Source organism: Sodalis ligni (assembly GCF_016865525.2).
In the GTDB taxonomy this organism is placed as follows: domain Bacteria; phylum Pseudomonadota; class Gammaproteobacteria; order Enterobacterales; family Enterobacteriaceae; genus Acerihabitans; species Acerihabitans ligni.
In genome coordinates this window covers 1,806,075-1,826,662 of record NZ_CP075169.1, presented here as the reverse complement: position 1 = coordinate 1,826,662, position 20,588 = coordinate 1,806,075, and the positions used below count along the sequence as shown (strand labels likewise).

The 20,588-nt window shown below is 58.0% G+C and carries 14 protein-coding genes and 1 pseudogene; 1 reads left to right on the top strand and 14 read right to left on the bottom strand.

Going from position 1 to position 20,588, the window contains the following annotated elements:
* Positions 1 to 162: 162 nt before the first annotated feature.
* From mukB to cmoM, 4 genes are read right to left on the bottom strand one after another with little or no spacing between them, the layout of a single operon-like run.
* Positions 163 to 4,614 carry a chromosome partition protein MukB gene (gene mukB, locus GTU79_RS08525; protein ID WP_132922633.1) on the bottom strand — a complete coding sequence of 1,484 codons (4,452 nt, stop codon included), beginning with the start codon at positions 4,612 to 4,614 and terminating at the stop codon, positions 163 to 165.
* A complete protein-coding gene (gene mukE / locus GTU79_RS08520) occupies positions 4,611 to 5,348 on the bottom strand; it encodes a chromosome partition protein MukE (protein ID WP_132922634.1) in 738 nt (245 codons plus the stop codon). The genes mukB and mukE overlap by 4 nt, the downstream gene beginning before the upstream one ends.
* Positions 5,329 to 6,651 (bottom strand): chromosome partition protein MukF, encoded by a 1,323-nt coding sequence (gene mukF / locus GTU79_RS08515; RefSeq protein ID WP_132922635.1) that lies wholly within the window; start codon positions 6,649 to 6,651, stop codon positions 5,329 to 5,331. The genes mukE and mukF overlap by 20 nt, the downstream gene beginning before the upstream one ends.
* Complete coding sequence (gene cmoM, locus GTU79_RS08510) at positions 6,648 to 7,433, bottom strand: tRNA uridine 5-oxyacetic acid(34) methyltransferase CmoM (protein WP_203522209.1); 786 nt, start codon at positions 7,431 to 7,433, stop codon at positions 6,648 to 6,650. The genes mukF and cmoM overlap by 4 nt, the downstream gene beginning before the upstream one ends.
* Positions 7,434 to 7,586: 153 nt before the next feature.
* Here cmoM and elyC point away from each other — a divergent pair, with 153 nt between their 5' ends.
* Positions 7,587 to 8,357: an envelope biogenesis factor ElyC gene (gene elyC / locus GTU79_RS08505; protein WP_132922637.1), complete on the top strand. Its 771-nt coding sequence runs from the start codon at positions 7,587 to 7,589 to the stop codon at positions 8,355 to 8,357.
* Positions 8,358 to 8,370: 13 nt separating this feature from the next.
* On the opposite strand, the gene GTU79_RS08500 is transcribed toward elyC, so the two are convergent.
* The 10 genes and pseudogenes from GTU79_RS08500 to aroA all read right to left on the bottom strand — a co-directional run bounded on the left by GTU79_RS08500 (position 8,371) and on the right by aroA (position 20,569).
* Positions 8,371 to 9,264 (bottom strand): YcbJ family phosphotransferase, encoded by an 894-nt coding sequence (locus tag GTU79_RS08500; protein ID WP_132922638.1) that lies wholly within the window; start codon positions 9,262 to 9,264, stop codon positions 8,371 to 8,373.
* Between the two features lie 177 nt (positions 9,265 to 9,441).
* Positions 9,442 to 10,194 carry a 3-deoxy-manno-octulosonate cytidylyltransferase gene (gene kdsB, locus GTU79_RS08495; protein WP_214513842.1) on the bottom strand — a complete coding sequence of 251 codons (753 nt, stop codon included), beginning with the start codon at positions 10,192 to 10,194 and terminating at the stop codon, positions 9,442 to 9,444.
* Positions 10,191 to 10,373, bottom strand: a complete 183-nt coding sequence (locus tag GTU79_RS08490; RefSeq protein WP_132922640.1) for a Trm112 family protein — start codon at positions 10,371 to 10,373, stop codon at positions 10,191 to 10,193. Before GTU79_RS08490 ends, kdsB begins: the two co-directional genes overlap by 4 nt.
* 377 nt (positions 10,374 to 10,750) lie before the next feature.
* Entirely contained in the window at positions 10,751 to 11,758 is a 1,008-nt protein-coding gene (gene lpxK / locus GTU79_RS08485; RefSeq protein ID WP_214514130.1) for a tetraacyldisaccharide 4'-kinase, read from the bottom strand.
* Positions 11,751 to 13,502 (bottom strand): lipid A ABC transporter ATP-binding protein/permease MsbA, encoded by a 1,752-nt coding sequence (gene msbA / locus GTU79_RS08480; RefSeq protein WP_214513841.1) that lies wholly within the window; start codon positions 13,500 to 13,502, stop codon positions 11,751 to 11,753. The genes lpxK and msbA overlap by 8 nt, the downstream gene beginning before the upstream one ends.
* A 37-nt stretch (positions 13,503 to 13,539) precedes the next feature.
* Positions 13,540 to 15,683 (bottom strand): annotated as a pseudogene (locus GTU79_RS08475) (ComEC family protein).
* A gap of 400 nt (positions 15,684 to 16,083) precedes the next feature.
* Positions 16,084 to 16,371: an integration host factor subunit beta gene (gene ihfB, locus GTU79_RS08470; RefSeq protein ID WP_132922646.1), complete on the bottom strand. Its 288-nt coding sequence runs from the start codon at positions 16,369 to 16,371 to the stop codon at positions 16,084 to 16,086.
* 93 nt (positions 16,372 to 16,464) lie between these two features.
* Positions 16,465 to 18,141 (bottom strand): 30S ribosomal protein S1, encoded by a 1,677-nt coding sequence (rpsA, locus tag GTU79_RS08465; RefSeq protein WP_132922647.1) that lies wholly within the window; start codon positions 18,139 to 18,141, stop codon positions 16,465 to 16,467.
* A gap of 114 nt (positions 18,142 to 18,255) precedes the next feature.
* Positions 18,256 to 18,939, bottom strand: coding sequence for a (d)CMP kinase (gene cmk / locus GTU79_RS08460; RefSeq protein WP_132922648.1), 684 nt, complete (start codon positions 18,937 to 18,939; stop codon positions 18,256 to 18,258).
* 343 nt (positions 18,940 to 19,282) lie between these two features.
* The gene (aroA, locus tag GTU79_RS08455) at positions 19,283 to 20,569 is read right to left on the bottom strand and encodes a 3-phosphoshikimate 1-carboxyvinyltransferase (RefSeq protein ID WP_203522211.1); all 1,287 of its coding nucleotides are present in this window, start codon (positions 20,567 to 20,569) and stop codon (positions 19,283 to 19,285) included.
* Positions 20,570 to 20,588 lie beyond the last annotated feature (19 nt).

Sequence of the window (20,588 nt, the reverse complement as noted above, 5' to 3'; positions counted from 1 at the left end):
AGCCGCCTCGCGGGGCTCACACAGCTGACAAGCATACTCGGAGCTAATGGGGAGGGGCAGGCTGCCAGAAGAGTAAACCGTCCGCGCCAGGGACGGCGCGGATCGAGCCCCCAGGGACGGGTTCACGGCGTGTTTACGATCAGGCAGCCTGTCCCGACCAAGCTAGGATGCTTCCTGCGCCGCGACGGGCGCCGGCGCGGGCAGTTCGTTGGCGAAGCCGCGCAGGCCCACGACATGTACGTGTTCCTGATTATTGAAGACCTTTCTCACCAGCTTATAGGTGGTGCCTTTTTCCGGGCTGATATTTTCCGGCGCGGCGATAATCAGCTGCATCTGCAGGCGGTCGCACAGCTCAAACAGCGTGGCGATGGATTTGGCGTCCAGGCGCGCCGCTTCATCAAGGAACAGCAGGCGGCACGGCGAAATATCCTTACCCCGCAGCCGGCTTGATTCCTCTTCCCAACTTTGCACCACCATCACCAATATCGACATGCCGGTACCGATGGCCTCACCGGTGGAAAGCGCCCCGCTCTCCGCCCGCAGCCAGCCGTCCGCACCGCGGTTGACCTCCACTTCCATTTCCAGGTAGTTGCGGTAATCCAGCAGCTCTTCACCGATGGTCTGCGGCGTCCGCTGCCCCATATCGATTTGCGGGTTGAGCCGCTGGTATAATTTCGCCAGGGCTTCGGAGAAGGTCAGCCGGTTACTGCTGAACAAATCCTGATGCTGCTCCTGCTGCTCGCTGAGCACGCTCAGCAAGGTGGCATGGGCCTCGCGTACGTTGACATTGAGCCGCACGCTTTTCACCTGGCCGAAGCTAACCGCCTGCAAACCCTGGTTCAGCATACGGATACGGTTTTGCTCGCGCTGAATGGTTTTACGGATGATATTGGCCACGCTGCGGGAGCTGATGGCAAGTTTTTGCTCGCGGGCGGTGAGCTCTTCGGTCAGCCGGCTCAGTTCGATCTCCATTTGCTCAATGGCGTCCACCGGATCATCGGTGCGGATGATATCCTGCCGGATACGCTCGCGCAAATGCTGATAGACGGCGATGAAGAACTGGATTTTACGCTCCGGCCGCTTCGGGTCTTCCGATAAACGCAGCACATCCCGCAGATGCTCGTTGTCGGCCACTGCCAGGCGCAGGGCGCCCAAGGCCTTGTCGGACATGGAACGCAGATCGTCCGCCTCCATGTACGCCAGTTCACGGCGATGCAGCCGCCGCTCGACGCCGTTGTCCTTCACCAGGCGCATCACGGCGCACCAGCCGGCCTTGGCCGTCACCACCTGCTCGCGCATCTGGTGGTAATCCCGCTCCAGCTTGTTCAGCTTTTTCTGCAGGCCGTCCATTTCCGCCTCGCAGAACGTGATCTGTTTTTCCAGCTGATTGCGGCGGCTGCGGTTCTGGCCGAGGGAGGCATGCAGCTGATCACGCCGCTCCCGGGCGCGCACTTCCGCCTCGGCATCGGCCTGCACTCCGATATCCTGCAACTCCTGCGTCAGCTCCTGGTACATGTCCCGTTTGGCGTCGAAGGCGCTTTTCAGCGACGCCAGCACCTGATTCAGCTGGGTGAGCCGGGCCTGATGCTGGCGCAAGGCGTCCCGGGCCCGGCCGCGTTCGGCTTCTGCCTGCTCCAGCCGTTGGCGCAGCTTATCGTTGAGGTCCGAGTTTTCCGTCAGCATGCCGGCTGAATCGGAATAACCGAAATGGGCGCGGCGCTGCACCACTTCCGTCAAGGCGAAAGCCTGTTGCTTGGCCAGGCGCTGCGTTTGCTGCGCCTGCAGGTAATCCGCCTGCAGCTGCTCATGCTGCTCGGGGTCGTTTTGCAGCACCGCCGCCAGCGGTTCCAACTGCTCCAGGGCGGCGCCGTGGGTTTGCAGATAGCGCACCGCATCCTGTGCCTCTTCCCACTCCCCCTGGATGGTCTCGAGTCGATCCGCCAGAGTGTCGTCCAGCAGGACACTTATGCGGGGGATGAGCCGATTGAGCAGGCTGAGTCCTTCCCGCGCCGATTCGTACTGCTGGCGCTGCTGCTGGTGCTGGTTTTCATGATCGCTCAGCAGCCGTTCAAGCTCGCCGCGGCGGCTGGTCAACGCACGGATCTCCGCTTCCGGATCGCTTTCGAACGCTACCCCTAGGTGGCTGCCGACAAAACGGCCGAAAGCCTGATGCAGCCGCTGCAGCTTTTGCACATCAAATGAGAGGGTGGCATAACGTTCAGCCAGGGCGTCGCGCTCGGCATTGAGGCTTTCCAAGCGGTTTTCACGGGCGGCGCGGCCGAACAGCGGCACCGCCGGGAAGCGGGAATAGCGCCATTGCCGATCGGCGACTTTCACCAGCACCGCTTTTTCCAGTTCTTCGATGCCGAAAACGCTGTCATCGAAGGACTGCGGATCCCCCTCAATCAGATAGAGATCGTCCGGGCAGTCATCCAGGCCGTCCAACTGGTCGCGTATGCGGGATAAATCCGGCACGACGATGGCATGGCGCGAGGGTCCGTACAGTGCGGAGAAGTATGGCGCATCGTCAAACGTGACATCATCGTAGATTTCCGAGAGCAATACGCCGCCGAAACGTTCCGCCAGGGTAGCCAGACGCAGGTCCTCGCTGCCCCCCGGATGGCTCAGGCGTTCAATTTGCTCCTCGATGCCCCGCTTGACGCCGGCCACTTCATCACGCTCCACCGTGGTCTCGCGTTCGCGTTCCAGCAGTTGCTGCATATACTCGGTAACCAGGGAGCCGCTTTCAAGGCGCTCGCCGCTCTGCTCTTCGAGCGCGGTCAACGCGTCCTGCGCCGCCAGCCATGCCGGGGCACGCTGGGTCAGCATTTGCAGCCGCTGCGCAAGCTGGTCAAATTCCTGCCGCAGCCCCATGCGGCGCTCGCCGGCCTCGGACACCGAAACCGACAGCGTTTCAACCTGTGCCTCCAGCTCTTGCTGCGCCGCGTCCAGCTCTTCCGGCTGGTAATCGGTCCCCAGACGTTTGCTGAAATCCGCCAGGAGACGCTGTGCGTCCTGCTGTTCACGCAGACGCTGTTCCAGTTCGTTCAACTGGCCGCGCAGCGGATGCAACCGTTCGGCCTGATGCCGCAGCGAGGCCGCGTCGCGCAACAGCTCACGGGCCGCCTGCCAGGCTTCGCCGCGGGGCGTAGCTCCGGCAATCCGTTCCACCAGCCCGTAGGCTTGCTCAAACTGGCTGTGAGCCGCCTGGGCGACGCTCAGCTTTTGTTCCAGTTGCAGCAGGGCTTCGGTGGCTTCCTGTTCCTTGTCTTGGAACAGCGCCAGTTCACGCTCGGCGCTGTCGGCGGTCAGATCCGGCGCCCGGCAGAGCTCGCGGGCGCGCTCCAGCGCTTGCAATGCCTGCTGGTATTGAATGGCGCGGGTTTGCTGCACATCCAAGGCCTGCTGGTAATCGGCGAGCTGGCTTTTAAGTTCGTCCACCTCAAGCTCGGCGGCCTCCAGGCGGGCCTCATTATCCTGCTGGATCCCGCTGGCCTCCGCCACCACTTCGGTCTGCTCTTCCAGGCGGAAGGTCAGCTCATCGATGTCGTCGCGATAGCGGTTAACCTTCTCCTGCTGGCGCATGGCCGTTTGCACCAGATTCAAATGATCGCTGGCCGCCTGGTAGTCGGTTTCCAGATCCGACTCGCTGCCCATCACTTCCGCCAGCTCACGCGCCATGTCCACATGACGGTACTGCTCGGCCGCCAGCTGTTTGCGGCTGCTGAAGAGATCGCGCCGGAGGGAAAGCGCCTGATCAAGATGCAGGCGCCGCTCATTGGCGTGGCGCATATAGTCCGCCGCCACATAAGAGGTGGCCTCGGAAATCAGATGCTTGAAAAGATCGCGGTCCGATTGGGTGACCCTAATGGCCTCCAGCGTCATGCGGTTTTCCCGCAGGGCGGCTTCCATATCCTGGAATGCCTTGCGTACGCCGCTGTTTTCCGGCAGCAGGTAATCCCGCAGGGATCGGGTAATGGCGCTGGAGATGCCGCCGTACAGCGACGCTTCAATCAGCCGGTAATACTTGCTGCGATCGGCGGCGGAGCGCAGACGGCGGGGAATAACCCCCAGGTCGAACATCAGGGAATGGTAATCGGTGATGGAATTGAAGATTTTAAACTGCACCTCTTCATGCTCTTCCACCCGTTCCTTGACTTCCTGCAGGCTCAGCACGCGCGCCTGGCGATCGCCGACGATTTGCGTCAGGATCTCCGTGGGCTGCACCGCGACGGGCAGGCCCTGGATCATGAAGGGCTTGATATCCACCTTGCGATCGCGTCCGGCGATTTGCTGCAGCCGCACACCCACCAGCACCCGCTGATGGCGGGAGTTGATCACGTCAAGGGCGGCATAGCAGACCCCGGCGCGCAGTTTCCCGTGCAGGCCTTTGTCCCGCGATCCGCTGGTGGCCCCGGCTTCCGTGGTGTTACGAAAATGCAGTAAGGTCAAGTCCGGAATAAGCGCGGTGATAAAGGCGGCCATGGTGGTGGATTTTCCCGCGCCGTTACCGCCGGACAGGGTGGTGACCAACCCGTCCAGATCGAAAGTACGGGCGAAGAATCCGTTCCAGTTAACCAGTGTCAATGAGCGAAATTTACCACGTTCAATCATGCCTGTTCATCCTCGGCGCTATCTGACTCTCCGTCATTCATCATGCCGTTTGCGTCATTATCGTCCTGCTCGTCATTCAGGGATAATGCCTGCTCGATAGGCATCGCTTCGCCATCGCGTATCATACGCAACTGGGCCTCGCGCGGGTCGTCGCCGCTGCGCACATCGGCACCGAAACGAAACACCGCTTCTGTGATACGGAATTTGGCGGCATCGTTGCCCATAAACCACACCATGCCTAACCGCCGCAGACGATTGAGGGAGGTACGGACCTTTTCCTGCAGCTTTTGCCGGTCGAAATCCGAGCCGGTGGAACGCTGATTCACCAGTTTAAGCAGTTTGTTTTCATCCGCCAGGCTGAGCAGTTCGTCGTAAAGCTCCTGCTGGGTGAAAATCCCTTCATGGGCCAGGCGCTCGGGACTGAGATAGAGGTAGCAGAGTATCTTGCCCACCATCATATCCAGCTCGGACAATACCGAACGAGGAATAAGCGTCGTAGACCGCGGGCGAAGATAGAAAAAGCCCTCCGGCGCGCGGACCAGTTCCACGTTATAGCGGCGATAGAAGCCCTCAAGCTCCTCCTGGAAATCCATCAGGAAAGCGTGATTGTCCAGCTCTTCGACGCCGATATGCCGACCGGAACGCAGCTGGCTGTCCAGCGCCGGGAACAGCGCGTTACACAGCGCTTTCGCCAGCTTAACCGGCATGTTTTCTTCAGTACTTATCGATGACATGGGCCTGTACCTTAGCACCGTAATCGTTGATTGCCTGCCACTGCGGCGGTAATCCGGAAAAATCTGATTCGGCCACACCCAGACGTACGGCCTGATCAACCAAAATGCGCGCAACGTCGAACTGCCGCGCGCGCGGGAAGCGTATCAGGTAATCGCGCATCACCCGGCCGAGATCCAGGGGCAACCGCTGCTGCTTATACACCGCCAGGGCGTTTTCCACCATGGCGGCCAGCTGCTCGCGGATTTCATTGAATTCTTCGTACTCCATATCCGGCGGCAATTCGCCGGTGACTTCTTCGGTACGCAGCATCAATTCTTCATCGCGCATATCCAGCAACCGATCGGCATTGGCAAAGGTCAGCGTCCAGGGCTGTTCGAAATAGTGCTGTACCGATTGCCGCAGACGCTGGGCGAATACCCGGTTTTTATCCATATCGATGGCGGTGCGGATAAACCGGTGCACATGCCTGTCATAACCAATCCAGAGATCGATGGCCTGCTGGCCCCAGCTGGTAATGCGATCCAGCTTGTTCTGCAGGTCAAGCACCAGCTTATCGATAAAGACGAGATGCTGGTGTCCCAGCGTCGCATCCTGAATGCGCAGCAGGTTGGCCTGCAGCTTGTCCCCCGCCGCTTCCAGGGTATCCTGCAGTTCCCGCAGGGTGCCTGAGGTTTCCGACAGCAGGGATTCGCAGCTGGCGATGGCGGCGCGCCAGTCCTGGTTCAACAGTTCGGCGATGTCGTCTTTCACCGATTGCTGCTGTTCATCCATGATGCGCTGCGTCATATCGATACTATCGAATATTTCCGCCACCGAATATTTCAAGGGCGCGAACACATTGCGGTGCCAGTGAAATTCATCGCCGTCTTCTTCGGCCGCTTCGGCCGCCCGCTGAAGTTCCTGGGCGACGATGGACAATTGCACAGACAGGCGCAGGGTGGAAAATTCGCGCTGGCGGATATAGTAGTCGCTGATGCCGATGCCCAGCGGCGTCAGACGGTAGATGGCATTGCCTTCCACCTGCTCGCTGATGAAGCGGTTGAGCAATCGCTGGCGCACCAGGTCATTAATGGCATTATTGGCGCGCAGCGTCACCGTTTCATGGGTTTGTTCAAAGCCCTTGCTGACGTGGCGGAACGCGTCCACCAGTTCCCCTTCGGTCATTTCGCCGTCCATCCGCTCGCTGTTGAGGGTGGCGATGGCCAACACAAAAGCCAGTCGCTCAATGGGCAGCGACAAAGAGAAATCATTCTTACGCGCCCAGGCCACCAGTTCGGGTACAGTCTGGGAAAATTCACTCATAATCCATCCTTCAGGGGAAGTTTATGCGCCATGACGTGGATGTAGCGTCCCATGCCGATAAAGGGTTCCTGCCGGCAATACCGCTGCTCCATCGCCAATAATGCCGGAAAATCATCCTGTTGCTGCTGCTTGTTTTGCAGGTAGTCATGAAACACCCGGACACCGCTTTTGCCGCTGACGGTCATCCCCATATCGGCCAGCCAGCCGTAGACCTGTTCGGGATCGCAGGGATGATCCGGCATTAACGAGCGTTTTTTCCGTTTCGGCATGCCTGATTTCACAAATTCGATATTGCCCAGGATCATATTACGCATAACTAGACCGTGCTTATTGTAAAACATTAATGACAGAGCGCCAGCCGGGGCCAGATATTCATAAAGTTTGTACAATAGCTCCCTGGGCTCGGCTACCCACTCCAGGACCGCATGCAACAATATCAGATCAACCGGCCTTTCCAAATGGGGGGCAACGGTCTGCGCGGCGCTTTGTACAAATTGCATGTAATCCATCACACCTTGGAGACTTGCCAGTTGCCGCGCCCGCGCTAACATGTCGGCGGATACATCGCACAGCAATACCCGATGACCGAGGGCCGCCAGTTGGCAGGCCATGCGCCCCTCTCCGCCGCCGGCGTCGAGAATGTAGAGCGGGCGCGAGGGCAACCTGGTCAACAGTTCCTGCAAATCCTGCCATACCACCGCCTGGCGGATCAGGCCCTTGGTGGTGCCGTAAATATTACCCACGAATTTTTCGGCGATATCATCAAAATTGCGGTCCTGCATGATAGATGCTCCGGGCATGGCGTTCGCTACAGGCGTTTTTACCATAAACCCGCCGTGAATAAACTATTTTGTCACAGGCTGACTTAGAATGGATCTTTATGGCGCCGGATCGTGCCTGGTTGCTTAGATTTCACCCAATAGGAGCGTTTTTTGATGCTTTTTGCGCTTAAAAAAATAGTCGGCGGCCTGCTGTCGCCTTTACCGCTGCTTATGCTGCTGATGGCGGCGGGCCTTATTCTGCTTTGGTTCAGCCGCCGGCAGATAACCGGCAGAATCCTGGTATCCCTAAGCTGGCTTACCCTGCTGCTGTTAAGCCTGCAACCCATTGCGGACAGGCTGCTCGCTCCCTTGGAAGCGGCCTATCCCACTTATGACGATACCGGGACCAGCATCGCTTATGTGGTGGTGCTGGGGGGCGGGTATACCTTTAATCCCCATTGGGCGCCGAGCTCTAACCTGGTCAATAATAGCCTGCCGCGGGTGGTGGAAGGTATCAGACAGTACCGAAACCATCCCGGGTCCAAAATGGTCTTCACCGGCGGCGCGGCGGCGGACAATCCGGTCAGCAGCGCTGAAACCGCCGCGCGGGTAGCGGAAAGCCTCGGGGTCCCGGCCGGGGATATCATCAAGCTGGAAAAGCCCCGCGATACCGGGCAGGAAGCCGCCGGCGTCGCAGCCCTGGTGGGCCGGGCACCGTTTCTTCTGGTGACGTCGGCCAATCATTTGCCGCGGGCAATGCGTTTCTTCCAGGCCTCGGGCCTATCGCCGATTCCGGTGCCGGCCAATCAGCTGGCAGTGACCAGTGCGTTGAATTTCTGGGAACGGATCTATCCCTCGGCGCTCTGGCTGGGACATACGGAACGCGCCTGGTATGAGACTCTCGGCGGACTTTGGCAGAGGATGACCGGCGATTCCGCCACCTGAGTTCAGGGGCGGGTCAATCCAGCCAGGGCCGCAGCTCGGGACCGGCCTGTTGGAACACGCCGCGATCCAGAAAACCGGTGTGGATATAGCGGGCCGCCGCCTCCCAGATAGCGTAAATCCAGCGGCGGTAAAGAAAGGCTTCCGATACCGGCGCCTTGCTGAGGTAATGGTACAATAGCTCTTTCGCCATGCCGTCCTCGCACAGCCGGAACAGATCATATTCCCTTGGCGCCCATAACATCGGGCCGGGGTTGAGCATCGCCAGCAACTGGTCGGTGCGGGAATCTTTCAGCATGCTGCGCAAGGTAAGATTGCCGTGCACCAGCACGCAGTTTTCAGGGTCTTCCGCGAACAGCTTTTCCCTGCTTTGGCGGGTGCGGAACAATAAGCTTCGATCTTCATAGGTCAACAGCGGGGCCGAAACTTTCAGCAGGGTTGACCAGATCACTTCCATACGCTGCGCGTACCATTTCGACCAGGTATTATCCTGGGTACTGTCCACCGTGCCCACTAAGCCATGGCTATCGATGCGATGCCAGGCCAGCACGCATTCGACGATATGATCTTTCAGCAGCGCCCAGCGCTGGGGCGTCCGGGTGGGCGCTTCCACCGAAACTCCGCGCAGGCGTTCCATCAGCAACAGCTCTTTATAAGGCGCTTGCTGGGTGACCACCAGTCCGTATACCGTCGGCAACCGCACGTCCCCCTCACGGGCCAGCATGGAGAGTTTGTAGGCTTCCTGCTGGGCGATACCCTGGCAGACGTAACTTTTCGCCAGCAAAGACAGCGGATTTCCTTCCTTATCGTACATGGCGTAAAGGTGTGCGTAGGGCTGTTCGCTAATCCGTTCGAGACGGCTTAAAGGCTCGCCCAATACAGCGCTTAACTCCGCTTTCAACTGTTCCATGACAGATAGAACCTTAACCAGTAATAATAAAGAATGAATAATATACACTTGTCATGATGCTGGCATCGTCAGGAAAATTCCTCGTTTCAGATCAAGCTTTAGCGGAAAAGACCGGTAATCGAGGCAATGATACCGGATTAGCGCCGCTTATCCGGTATCAATCTTAATGTATTGGCATTACGGCTGTTGCAACAGCTGGCGGACCAGGTTCAATTCTTCCTGAGTATCCACGCCGAGACCCGGCACTTCCCTGGCCACCGCCACGTGGATTTTTTCACCGTACCAGAGCACTCTGAGCTGTTCGAGCATTTCGATTTGCTCCAGGCGGCTGGGGGACCAATCGACGTAGCGGCGGATAAAACCGGCCCGATAGGGATATATGCCGATATGCCGCAGGAAGGGATCGCCAATCCGTTCCCGGGGATGGGGAAAACGCCCACGATCCCAGGGAATCGGCGCCCGTGAAAAGTAGAGCGCGAACCCTTTGGCATCCATGACCACCTTAACCGCATTCGGGTTAAAGGCTTCCTCCGCCGTGCGGATCGGCACCGCCAGGGTAGCCATGCCCGCCTCGCAGTTCGCCAGGTTATCCGCGACCTGACGGATAATCGACGGCGGGATAAGGGGCTCGTCGCCCTGCACATTCACCACGATTTGGGAATCTTTGAATTGATAGCGTTCAATCACTTCCGCCAGGCGTTCGGTACCGGAGTGATGGTCGGCCCGCGTGAGGCAGACCTCACCGCCCGCCTGCCTGACCGCGTCCACCACGCCGGCATGATCGGTGGCCACAATGACACGATCCGCCCCGGACTCACGGGCCCGCTCCATCACATGCACCACCATCGGCTTACCATTGATATCCGCCAGCGGTTTGCCCGGCAAACGGCTGGATGCGAACCGTGCGGGAATAATAGCAACAAAACTCATTGATTTGTCTCGTCCAGGGTCATTGCGCGGGCCTCGCTTTCCAGCAGGACCGGGATACCGTCGCGAACCGGGTAAGCCAAGGCGTCTGACTTGCAAATAAGCTCTTGTTTTTCTTTGTTAAAATAAAGTTTCCCATTACATACCGGGCACGCTACGATTTCCAGTAAACGATGATCCATGTTTCCTCCAGCCTACATATCCCGCCATGGGTTGATGGCCCTGAGGATAGCATATTGCGCTGCCGGGCGGGAATGGAAGAGTGCCGCAATAGTGTGTGAGGAGCCAGAAGAGTGCCTGAGAACATCGCCACCCCCTGCCTATCGCAACAGGAGGCCATAACTATCAAATTTTGTACAAAGGTGATTGATCTCGAGCTGTTAAAAGCGTAGTATTTTTTGTGAGCCACATCACAGTTTCGGAATTTAAGAGACAACCTGCCATGAAAACAGTAAATAAAATCATTGCTATGTTCGCTAATTTTAGCCGCTAAGCAAGAAATACATCGCTCTCTCGGCCTGATGGTATCCCCATCGGGCCGATTGTTTTTTTGGGCTGGTCAATTCGAAGGCGCGGTTCCTTGGCGATAGCGCCGGATAAGTTGTTCAATGGGTGCTAGCAACGATTCTTCATCCCCCTCCGGCAATCGGGCATTTACCGGGATATACCACCAGTTCTCCTGCGCGAACTCCCTGCATTTAACCGCGTCTTTCTCCGTCATTACCAGGACCTGTCCCGGTGAGGTCAGGACAGACAGCTGTTCGCGCCGATAGGACTGATGATCGGCGAAGGAGACTTCCCGTACCGGCTCGACGCCCTGTGCGCGCCGCGTGGCAAAAAAGCGTGGCGGATGGCCGATGCCCGCCATTGCCACCACCTGGGAAAGGCTTTCCACTTGCCGGGTCTGTCCGCTGACAAGATTAACGGCCTCCCCCGCCAGCAGCCGCATCGGCACCTCCCCCGGCAGCGCACAGCCGCCGTTGGTGATGATTGCGCTGACGCTTTTTAGCCGATAGGCACGCTCGCGCATCGGGCCGGCCGGCAGCCACCAACCGTTGCCGAACCGCCGCTCGCCGTCTATCACCACCCATTCGATATCGCGGGCCAGCGCATAATGCTGCAATCCGTCGTCGGTAATCACCACATCCAGGGGCTGCTGTTTCAGCAAGGCCTTCACCGCGTCGACGCGGCTGGGGGAGACCGCCACCGGTGCGCCGGTGCGCTGAAAAATCAGCACCGGCTCATCCCCGGCCTGCCGGGGATGGGTTTTGTCGTCCAGCAGCAGCGGATACCGTTCGGCCCGGCCGCCATAGCCGCGGGAAACGACGCCGACCCGCCATCCCCTCTGCTGCAAATGCGTCACCAGCCACAATACCACCGGCGTTTTTCCATTGCCCCCCGCCGTCAGATTTCCCACCACCACCACCGGCAACGGGAAACGCGAGGTTTTGCGCCAGCCCCGCCGGTAGCTGGCTTTAATCAGGGCGCTCACCAGTCCGTACAGCCAGGAAAAGGGCAGTAAAAGCCAATACCACCGCGTTCCGCCGAACCAGATGCGATCAATCATTGCCGAACTGCAGCCGGTAGAGTTGGGCATAGGCGCCTTTTTTAGCCAATAGCTCTCCGTGCGAGCCGCGCTCAACGATTCTGCCGTCTTCCACCACCAGGATTTCATCCGCTTTTTCGATGGTTGACAGCCGATGGGCAATCACCAGCGAGGTGCGGTTTTTCTGCAGTTCGTCCAGCGCTTTCTGTATGGCGCGTTCCGATTCGGTATCCAGCGCCGAAGTAGCTTCATCAAGAATCAACACCGGACAGTCGCGCAGCAGCGCACGGGCAATCGCGATGCGCTGGCGCTGTCCCCCCGAGAGCAATACGCCGTTCTCGCCGATTACCGTATCCAGCCCGTGCTCCATTTTTTCAATAAAGTCCATGGCGTAAGCCATGCGGGCCGCATTCTCGATTTCCGCCGCGGTGAACCGGTCCTTGCGGGCATAGGCAATATTATTGGCAATGGTGTCATTGAAAAGATGCACATTTTGTGACACCAGCGCCACCTGATCCCGCAGCGACGGCAGGGTATATTCCCGCAGATCATAGCCGTCCAGCAGCACCTGTCCTTCCTGCACGTCATAAAAACGGGTCAGCAGATTGGCGATAGTGGATTTTCCGGAACCCGAACGTCCCACCAGCGCCACGGTTTTACCCGCTGGGATGGTCAGATTGATATCCCGCAGCGAGGGTACATCGGAGCCCGGGTAAGAGAAGGTCACGTGACGGAATTCAATATTTCCTTCGGCGCGCTCGACAACCCGCGTGCCTTCATCCTTTTCCTTTTCCATATCCAAAATGGCGAATAGGGTCTGGCAGGCCGCCATGCCGCGCTGAAACTGCGCGTTGACGTTAGTGAGGGATTTCAGCGGCCGCATCAGGGCAATCATGGATGAAAACACTACCGTGATGGTCCCGGCGGTCAGGTTTTGCATAACGCTTGGGAAACTGGCGGCATACAGCACAAAGGCCAGTGCCAGGGAAGCGATAAACTGGATCACCGGGTCGGATACCGACGCGGCGGACACCATTTTCATGCCCTGCTGCCGCATCCGGTTACTGACATGGTCGAAGCGTTCGCTTTCCACCTTCTGGCCGCCGAAAATCAATACTTCTTTGTGTCCCTTGAGCATTTGTTCGGCGCTGGTGGTGACCTGGCCCATGGTATTCTGCATGGTTTTACTGATATTGCGAAAACGCTTGGACACCTGACGGATAGACACGGAGACGATGGGCGCGATAACCACCAGGATCAAGGAGAGCTGCCAGCTGTAATAGAACATCATGACAAACAGGCCGATAATCGAGGCGCTTTCACGGATGACGGTTATCAGCGCGCCGGACGACGACGAAGCCACCTGCTCCGAGTCATAGGTGATGCGCGACAGGAGCGTGCCGGTGGATTGCTGATCGAAAAAGGATACCGGCATGCCCATCATATGGCTGAACAGCCGACGGCGCATCTGCATCACCACCTTGCCGGATACCCATGCCACGCAGTAGCTTGAGACAAATCCGGTCACCCCGCGCACTATCATCAAACCGATGACCACCAGAGGCATCCAGACCAGGATTCGGCTGTTGGTTTTACCAAAGCCATCATCCAAAAGAGGCTTAAGCAGAGATAACATTAACGTATCGCTGGCAGCATTAAGAATCACCGCAATAGACGCGGCGATCAAGCCGGTCTTAAAAGGGGAGATCATCGGCCAGAGGCGACGAAACGTCTGCCACGTGGAGAGATCTTTATCATTTAGCATTTAATTAACCAGCGCTTAGACTAAATAGCCGACCATTCTACCCATTATCCGCCTGGACGCCAAACCACTGGTGATACCATCGGGGCATTATTTGTTCCCGATAATCTTTTATCACCCATTTATCATCGTAAAACCGCACGCTGATCTGTCCCGATCGTCCGGTATCGTGCCAGGGAATGCCCTCTTGACGGTATCGAAGACGGATCTTTTCCGCCGGCAGACGCCACTGGTTGAAACGCGCCGCCGATGCCAGGGCGGCCTTGGGCCGCACCGCTCTCAAAAACGGTCTGGTGGACGAAGTTTTGCTGCCATGGTGCGGCACTTGCAAAATATCCGCCCGCAATAAACCGCGGCCGGCGCGGATAAGGGCTCGCTCAGCCGGCGCTTCGATATCGCCGGTCAGCAGCACCCGATACTTGCCGTCATCGATTCGAATCACGCACGAATCATTATTATTGGCTTTCGCCACCTGCTTGGGCGGCCACAGCACCTCAAAGCGCAACCCCTGCCAGACCCAGCGCTGTCCCTTGAGACAGGGCCGGTGATCGTCGGCGCGATAGGAGCTGGCCACCGGGACACGGGGATAGACCTTCTTAAGGGTATCCAAACCGCCGATATGATCCTGATGGCTGTGGCTCAGCCAGATGGCCTCCGGCGCCAGGCCGCGCCAGATGAAATAAGGCACGATTTCAGCTTTGCCGATGTCGCCGCCTTTCCAGCTGACGCCGGTATCGTATAAAACACCCGGCCGTTGCGTTCCACGGCCACCGCCAGGCCGTGGCCCACATCCAGCATATCCAGCCGCCAGCGTGGACGCTGGTTTTCCTTGGGCTGCAACAGCAGAGCGCTTATCACCGCCATGTTCAACCCATAGGTTTTCCACCAGCCGAAGCGCCAGATAACCACCGCCAGCCAGCCGCCGATACTGAAAGCCATGCCGGTTTCCGCCAGCTCAAACCAGCCTCGCTGCAATCTGGGCAATGGCATGAACACCCAGTCTAGGGAGTAGTCTGCCAAACGCCATAATAACGCGCCCACCTGCGGCTGCAGGGTAAAACACAGGGCCGAAAGAATCAGCGGGGTGGTGATGAATGAAACCAGCGGCACCGCCCAGAGATTGGCGGGTAAGGACCAGGGATTGGCGCCGTGGAACAGACCCCATTGCAGCGGCAGCAGCAACAGGGTCATGCCGGTTTGCAGATGCAGCCAGCGCAGGACGAGCCATCGCTTGCCGGATTGGCAGCCAACCGGCAGCGGCGCCCATTGAAACCAGATAATGAGTGCCGATACCGCCAGGCAGGATAACCACAGACTGGTGGACAGCACGCTAAGAGGGTCGGTAACCAGTATCAGGGCGACGCACCACAGCCAGACTTGCCAGGCGCTGCAATGGGCTCCGCGTATACGCAGCAGGATCCACAAGGACAGCGCAATCAGGGCCCGGACCGCCGGAAAATTGACGCCGGAGATCCAGACGTAGCCCGCGGCGGTCAGCCAGCTCACCGCCAAAGGCATGGCCGGGCTTATCCAGCGCATCGGCAGGAAAAACTGCCCGCCCCGCCCCACCAGCCAGCCGAACATGGCCGCAAGGGAGATGTGTAGGCCGGAGATGGCCATCAAATGGGCGGTGCCGGTTTGCTGCAGTGCCAATCGGATATTCTCCGGCATGGTTTTACCCTCGCCGAAAGCCAGCGCCAGCAGGATTGACGGCCAGTCAAGCCCCTTGATATGCCGATATGAATTATCTATCAGCCGCTGGCGCAGGTTGCAGCGGACATCTATAACCCTGGCCTTGATGACTCGTCCCACCAGCGGCTGATGATTGGCGATGCCCCAGCGCTGGCTGTCGAAACCGCCCTCATTCAGGCGGCTGTGCTGTGGCCGCAGTTTCAAGGTCATCCGCCATTGCTGGCCGGCGCACCACGGCGACGGCAACGACGCCCAGCCTACCGAGGCATAAACCGGCGGGAAGACCCGCCGGACGCCGGCGTGGGTAATTTTTATTAGCGCCCTTGAGCGGGGATGCTCAGTATAAGAGATGCTGGCGATGGTAGCCTGTACGGTGATTATGGGCCTGGACAGTTGCGAGGTTTGCTGTAATAGATGCCCGGCGCACCAGCATCCCCAGACAAAGCTCGCCAAGGCAACGGCCGCCAGCAGCGGGAAATATGCCCGGCTCATGACCAGCAGCCAGGCTGCGGCCATAATGCCGTAAAGCGTCGCCGTGCCGGGCAATTGCGGCAGCAAGGTCAGCGGCAGCACGCCGAGAATGGCGGACAGGGCAAGGTGATTAAGAGATATCGGCATCCATGATCCGTCAGGAAATGAATCAGCAGGCCCCGGGAGGGGAGTATCAACCGATTGTGGAATAGCCTGACGGGCGGCGCCATCGCCCTATGATCAGTTATCGCGGCCCGTTCGGCAAAGAGTGCTGTGATTGCAGCGATACAGCTAATGATGCGTATTCACGTGCATTTTCTTACCGCTTAGGACGTTATCCCTACCGCGAAAACAAAAAAAAGACACCCGAAGGTGTCTTATATGCGAGGTTTTCAAACGCGCTTATAGCATGATCTTTGCGTTATGAACCATAAATATTGGCGCGGTCGCGTAATTCCTTGCCGGGTTTGAAATGGGGGACGTATTTGCCTTCCAATTCCACTTTATCCCCGGTTTTCGGGTTACGTCCGACTCGCGGTGCACGGTAGTGAAGCGAAAAACTGCCGAAACCACGGATTTCGATGCGCTCACCGCTGGCGAGGGTAGTCGCCATATGTTCAAGCATCTCTTTCACCGCATCCTCAACAACTTTAGCCGGTATATGAGCGTGCTGGCCAGCAAGTCTTTCAATAAGTTCAGACTTGGTCATAGTTCCTCCAAGTTCGCGCACCCACCATCATCAAAGCGGCGCGCGACTCACTTAGCTACCGTCCAGGAGCGGCGATAAAACCGCTCCCCCTTATTATTCGCCTTTAGCTGCTTTGAACGCTTCGGCCATAGCGCTGGAGAAGTTGCCGGTATCTTCCTGCTTGGTATTCACAGTAGCGATAGCTTCTTTCTCGTCAGCTTCGTCCTTGGCACGTACCGACAGGCTCACAACGCGGTTTTTACGATCAACGCCGGTGAATTTTGCTTCAACGTCGTCGCCCACGTTCAGAACCAGTGTAGCGTCTTCAATGCGGTCACGCGAGGCTTCAGAGGCGCGCAGATATCCTTCCACGCCGCCTGCTAATTCAACTGTAGCACCTTTCGCGTCAACTGCAGTGACTTTACCGGTAACAATGGTGCCTTTCTTGTTCAAAGACAAATAGTTATTGAACGGGTCTTCAGCCAGCTGCTTCACGCCGAGGGAAATACGTTCGCGTTCTGCGTCCACCTGCAGCACAACGGCGGCAATTTCGTCGCCTTTCTTGTATTCGCGCACGGCTTCTTCACCGGCCACGTTCCAGGAAATATCGGACAGATGGACCAGACCGTCGATACCGCCGTCCAGGCCGATAAAGATACCGAAATCGGTAATGGACTTGATCTTGCCCTCAACGCGGTCGCCCTTGTTGTGGGTTTCGGCGAACTGCTGCCACGGGTTGGCTTTGCACTGTTTCAGGCCCAGGGAAATGCGGCGGCGTTCTTCGTCGATATCCAGCACCATCACTTCAACCACGTCGCCCACGTTGACAACCTTGGACGGATGGATGTTCTTGTTGGTCCAATCCATTTCCGAAACGTGCACCAGACCTTCAACGCCTTCTTCGATTTCAACGAAGCAGCCGTAATCGGTAAGATTGGTGACGCGGCCGGTCAGGCGGGTACCTTCAGGATAACGTTTGGCAATAGCAACCCACGGATCTTCGCCAAGCTGTTTCAGGCCCAGGGAAACACGGGTGCGTTCGCGATCGAATTTCAGAACCTTGACGGTGATTTCATCGCCGACATTGACGATTTCGCTCGGATGCTTAACGCGTTTCCAGGCCATATCGGTAATGTGCAGCAGGCCGTCCACGCCGCCCAGATCAACGAAGGCGCCGTAGTCGGTAAGGTTCTTGACGATACCCTTGACTTCCATGCCTTCCTGCAGGTTTTCCAGCAGTTGGTCACGTTCAGCGCTGTTTTCGGATTCGATGACCGCACGACGGGAAACGACGACATTGTTGCGTTTCTGGTCCAGCTTGATCACTTTAAACTCAAGCTCTTTGCCTTCCAGATGCAGGGTATCGCGTACCGGACGCACGTCCACCAGCGAACCCGGCAAAAACGCACGGATGCCGTTCAGTTCGACGGTGAAGCCGCCCTTGACCTTGCCGTTGATGATGCCGGTAACGGTAGCGGCTTCTTCGTAGGCTTTTTCCAGCATCAGCCAGGCTTCATGGCGCTTGGCCTTTTCACGGGACAGCAGTGTCTCGCCGAAACCGTCTTCCACTGCGTCAAGCGCAACGTCAACCTGATCGCCGACCTTGATTTCCAGTTCGCCCTGGGCATTTTTGAACTGTTCAATGGGAATGGCGGATTCGGATTTCAGTCCGGCGTCAACCAGAACGACATCTTTATCGATGGATACAACGGTACCGCGTACAATCGAACCGGGGCGGGTTTCGATTTCTTTCAGGGATTCTTCAAAGAGTTGAGCAAAAGATTCTGTCATATTTGATAATCTTCAGGTGTTTTTGATTAACGTCCATCCGGCATCCTGCTTGATGGGGTTGTTTTACACGCCCCGTTGCCGGTCCTTGCAACAGGGTATTTGATTCATGCACAGCTATGCTAACGCCAGGATCCGTCGGGAATGGCTTAACGCCTGGGCTATCACTTCTTCGATAGTCATACTGGTGGAATCCAGTACCAGCGCGTCAGGCGCCGGTATCAGCGGCGCCACCGGACGATTCCTGTCGCGGCTGTCCCGTTCTTTTATCTCGGATAAAAGGCGTTCAAAGTTAACACTAAAGCCCTTTTCCTGCAACTGCCGCATGCGTCGGTGCGCTCTTTCTTCCGGCGACGCGTCAAGAAAAATCTTCACCGGCGCGTCGGCGAACACCACCGTGCCCATATCCCGGCCGTCGGCGATAAGCCCCGGCGCTTCGCGAAAAGCGCGCTGGCGGCGCAGCAATGCCTCGCGGACCCGCGGAAAAGCGGCGATTTTCGAGGCGGTATTGCCAACGGTTTCAGTACGGATTTCCTGGCCGACATCTTCCCCTTCCAGCACGATTTCCAACTGCCCGTCCAGTACCTTGAAATGCACATCAAGGTGCGCGGCCAGAGGAACAAGGGTGTCTTCGGCACTGATATCCACTTGATGGTGTAATGCCGCCAACGCCAAAACCCGGTAAATGGCACCGGAATCGAGCAAATGCCACTGCAATGCTTCCGCCAATGCTTTACACAACGTACCTTTCCCTGCACCGCTCGGTCCGTCGATGGTGATCACCGGGACGACTGCTGCCATTGTTGTTTTCTCCTCTCAGCGGGAAACTTCATTTCCATAATAACGAAACGTCTTGTGGGGCATTATACGCATCATTATGGAATATAGGTTACCCTTGCACGCGGCTAATCCAATAAGGAAATATCTTCCGTCCGTTGGCTCGATTGTAGTCTGCCCGCGCCGTTTCCGCGCGGACTGGCGGCAAGGAATATCCTTAAGCGGCCAAGCCGGCGACAGGATTGGCTTCGCGGGCAATCCGACAATTTCCCTACCCGCTTCCATTATGTTCCACGACTAACGGCCCAATGCGTCCGGGAGAGCCCCGGGACGAAAAAAGACCGCCATCCTTCCGCCGGACCGGCGTCTACTTCAGCGTGCTGATGGCCGCCAGCTGCTGAAAATAATCCGGAAAAGTCTTATGAGTGCATTTGGGATCGAGTATGGTGACCGGCGTATCGGATAAGGCTACCAATGAAAAACACATTGCCATCCGGTGATCGTTGTAGGTGCCGATTTCGGCGCACTTCAGCGTCTTGGGCGGGGTTATCTCGATGAAATCCTCCCCTTCCACTACCTCTGCGCCCACTTTGCGCAGTTCGGCGGCCATTGCCGACAGCCGGTCGGTCTCTTTCACCCGCCAATTATAAATATTGCGCAGCCGGGTGGTGCCGCCGGCAAACAGCGCTGTGGTGGCGATGGTCATGGCGGCGTCGGGAATATGATTCATGTCCATATCCACCGCATGCAGCTCGCCGCGGGTACATTCGATAAAATCATCGCCCCAGCGGATAACCGCGCCCATGCGCTCCAGCACATCGGCAAAGCGGATATCGCCCTGCACGCTGTTTTTACCGATGCCGGTCACCCGGACGGTGCCGCCGCGAATAGCCGCCGCCGCCAGAAAATAGGACGCCGAAGAGGCATCCCCTTCCACCAGATAATGCCCCGGTGAGCGATAGCATTCATTGCCTTTGAGGTAAAAAACCCGGTAATTTTCGTGGCGAACCCGGATGCCGAAAGTTTCCATGAGGGTCAGGGTGATGTCTATATAGGGCCGGGAGACCAGTTCCCCTTTAATGCGGATTACCGTATCTTCCGCCGCCAGCGGCGCCGCCATCAGCAGGGCGGTGAGAAACTGGCTGGATACAGTGCCGTCCACCTCGATCTCGCCGCCGCGGAAACCGCCCCGCAGGCGCAGCGGCGGGTAATTTTCCTGTTCCAGGTATTCCACCTCGGCGCCGCCCTGGCGCAGGGCATCCACCAAATGCCCGATGGGGCGCTCTTTCATGCGCGGTTCGCCGGTGAGCAGGATGTCATGCCGGCCCAGGCATAACATGGCCGCCAGCGGCCGCATGGCGGTGCCGGCGTTACCCAGGAACAGCTCCAGGGGCGCGGCGGCGGTCAGGGCATGCCCCTGCCCGTCAACCTCGCACTGCCGACGGTCGGCGCTCAGGCGGTAGGTGACGCCCAACGCCGCCAGGGCCGCCAGCATATGACGCACATCGTCGCTGTCCAACAGGTTGGTCAGCCGGGTGGTGCCGCGGGCCAGTGCCGCCAACAGCAAAGCACGGTTCGATACGCTTTTCGAACCGGGCAGGTTAACGATGCCGTTGATGTGCGCCACCGGTTGTAGGGTCAGGGATTCCTGCATGTGAAACACGTTCTCCAAC

Bases quoted from the DNA above. Each gene is read 5' to 3' on its own strand.
- mukB (WP_132922633.1), bottom strand. From the start codon at position 4,614: ATGATTGAACGTGGTAAATTTCGCTCATTGACACTGGTTAACTGGAAC.
- mukE (WP_132922634.1), bottom strand. From the start codon at position 5,348: ATGTCATCGATAAGTACTGAAGAAAACATGCCGGTTAAGCTGGCGAAA.
- mukF (WP_132922635.1), bottom strand. From the start codon at position 6,651: ATGAGTGAATTTTCCCAGACTGTACCCGAACTGGTGGCCTGGGCGCGT.
- cmoM (WP_203522209.1), bottom strand. From the start codon at position 7,433: ATGCAGGACCGCAATTTTGATGATATCGCCGAAAAATTCGTGGGTAAT.
- elyC (WP_132922637.1), top strand. From the start codon at position 7,587: ATGCTTTTTGCGCTTAAAAAAATAGTCGGCGGCCTGCTGTCGCCTTTA.
- GTU79_RS08500 (WP_132922638.1), bottom strand. From the start codon at position 9,264: ATGGAACAGTTGAAAGCGGAGTTAAGCGCTGTATTGGGCGAGCCTTTA.
- kdsB (WP_214513842.1), bottom strand. From the start codon at position 10,194: ATGAGTTTTGTTGCTATTATTCCCGCACGGTTCGCATCCAGCCGTTTG.
- GTU79_RS08490 (WP_132922640.1), bottom strand. From the start codon at position 10,373: ATGGATCATCGTTTACTGGAAATCGTAGCGTGCCCGGTATGTAATGGG.
- lpxK (WP_214514130.1), bottom strand. From the start codon at position 11,758: ATGATTGATCGCATCTGGTTCGGCGGAACGCGGTGGTATTGGCTTTTA.
- msbA (WP_214513841.1), bottom strand. From the start codon at position 13,502: ATGCTAAATGATAAAGATCTCTCCACGTGGCAGACGTTTCGTCGCCTC.
- ihfB (WP_132922646.1), bottom strand. From the start codon at position 16,371: ATGACCAAGTCTGAACTTATTGAAAGACTTGCTGGCCAGCACGCTCAT.
- rpsA (WP_132922647.1), bottom strand. From the start codon at position 18,141: ATGACAGAATCTTTTGCTCAACTCTTTGAAGAATCCCTGAAAGAAATC.
- cmk (WP_132922648.1), bottom strand. From the start codon at position 18,939: ATGGCAGCAGTCGTCCCGGTGATCACCATCGACGGACCGAGCGGTGCA.
- aroA (WP_203522211.1), bottom strand. From the start codon at position 20,569: ATGCAGGAATCCCTGACCCTACAACCGGTGGCGCACATCAACGGCATC.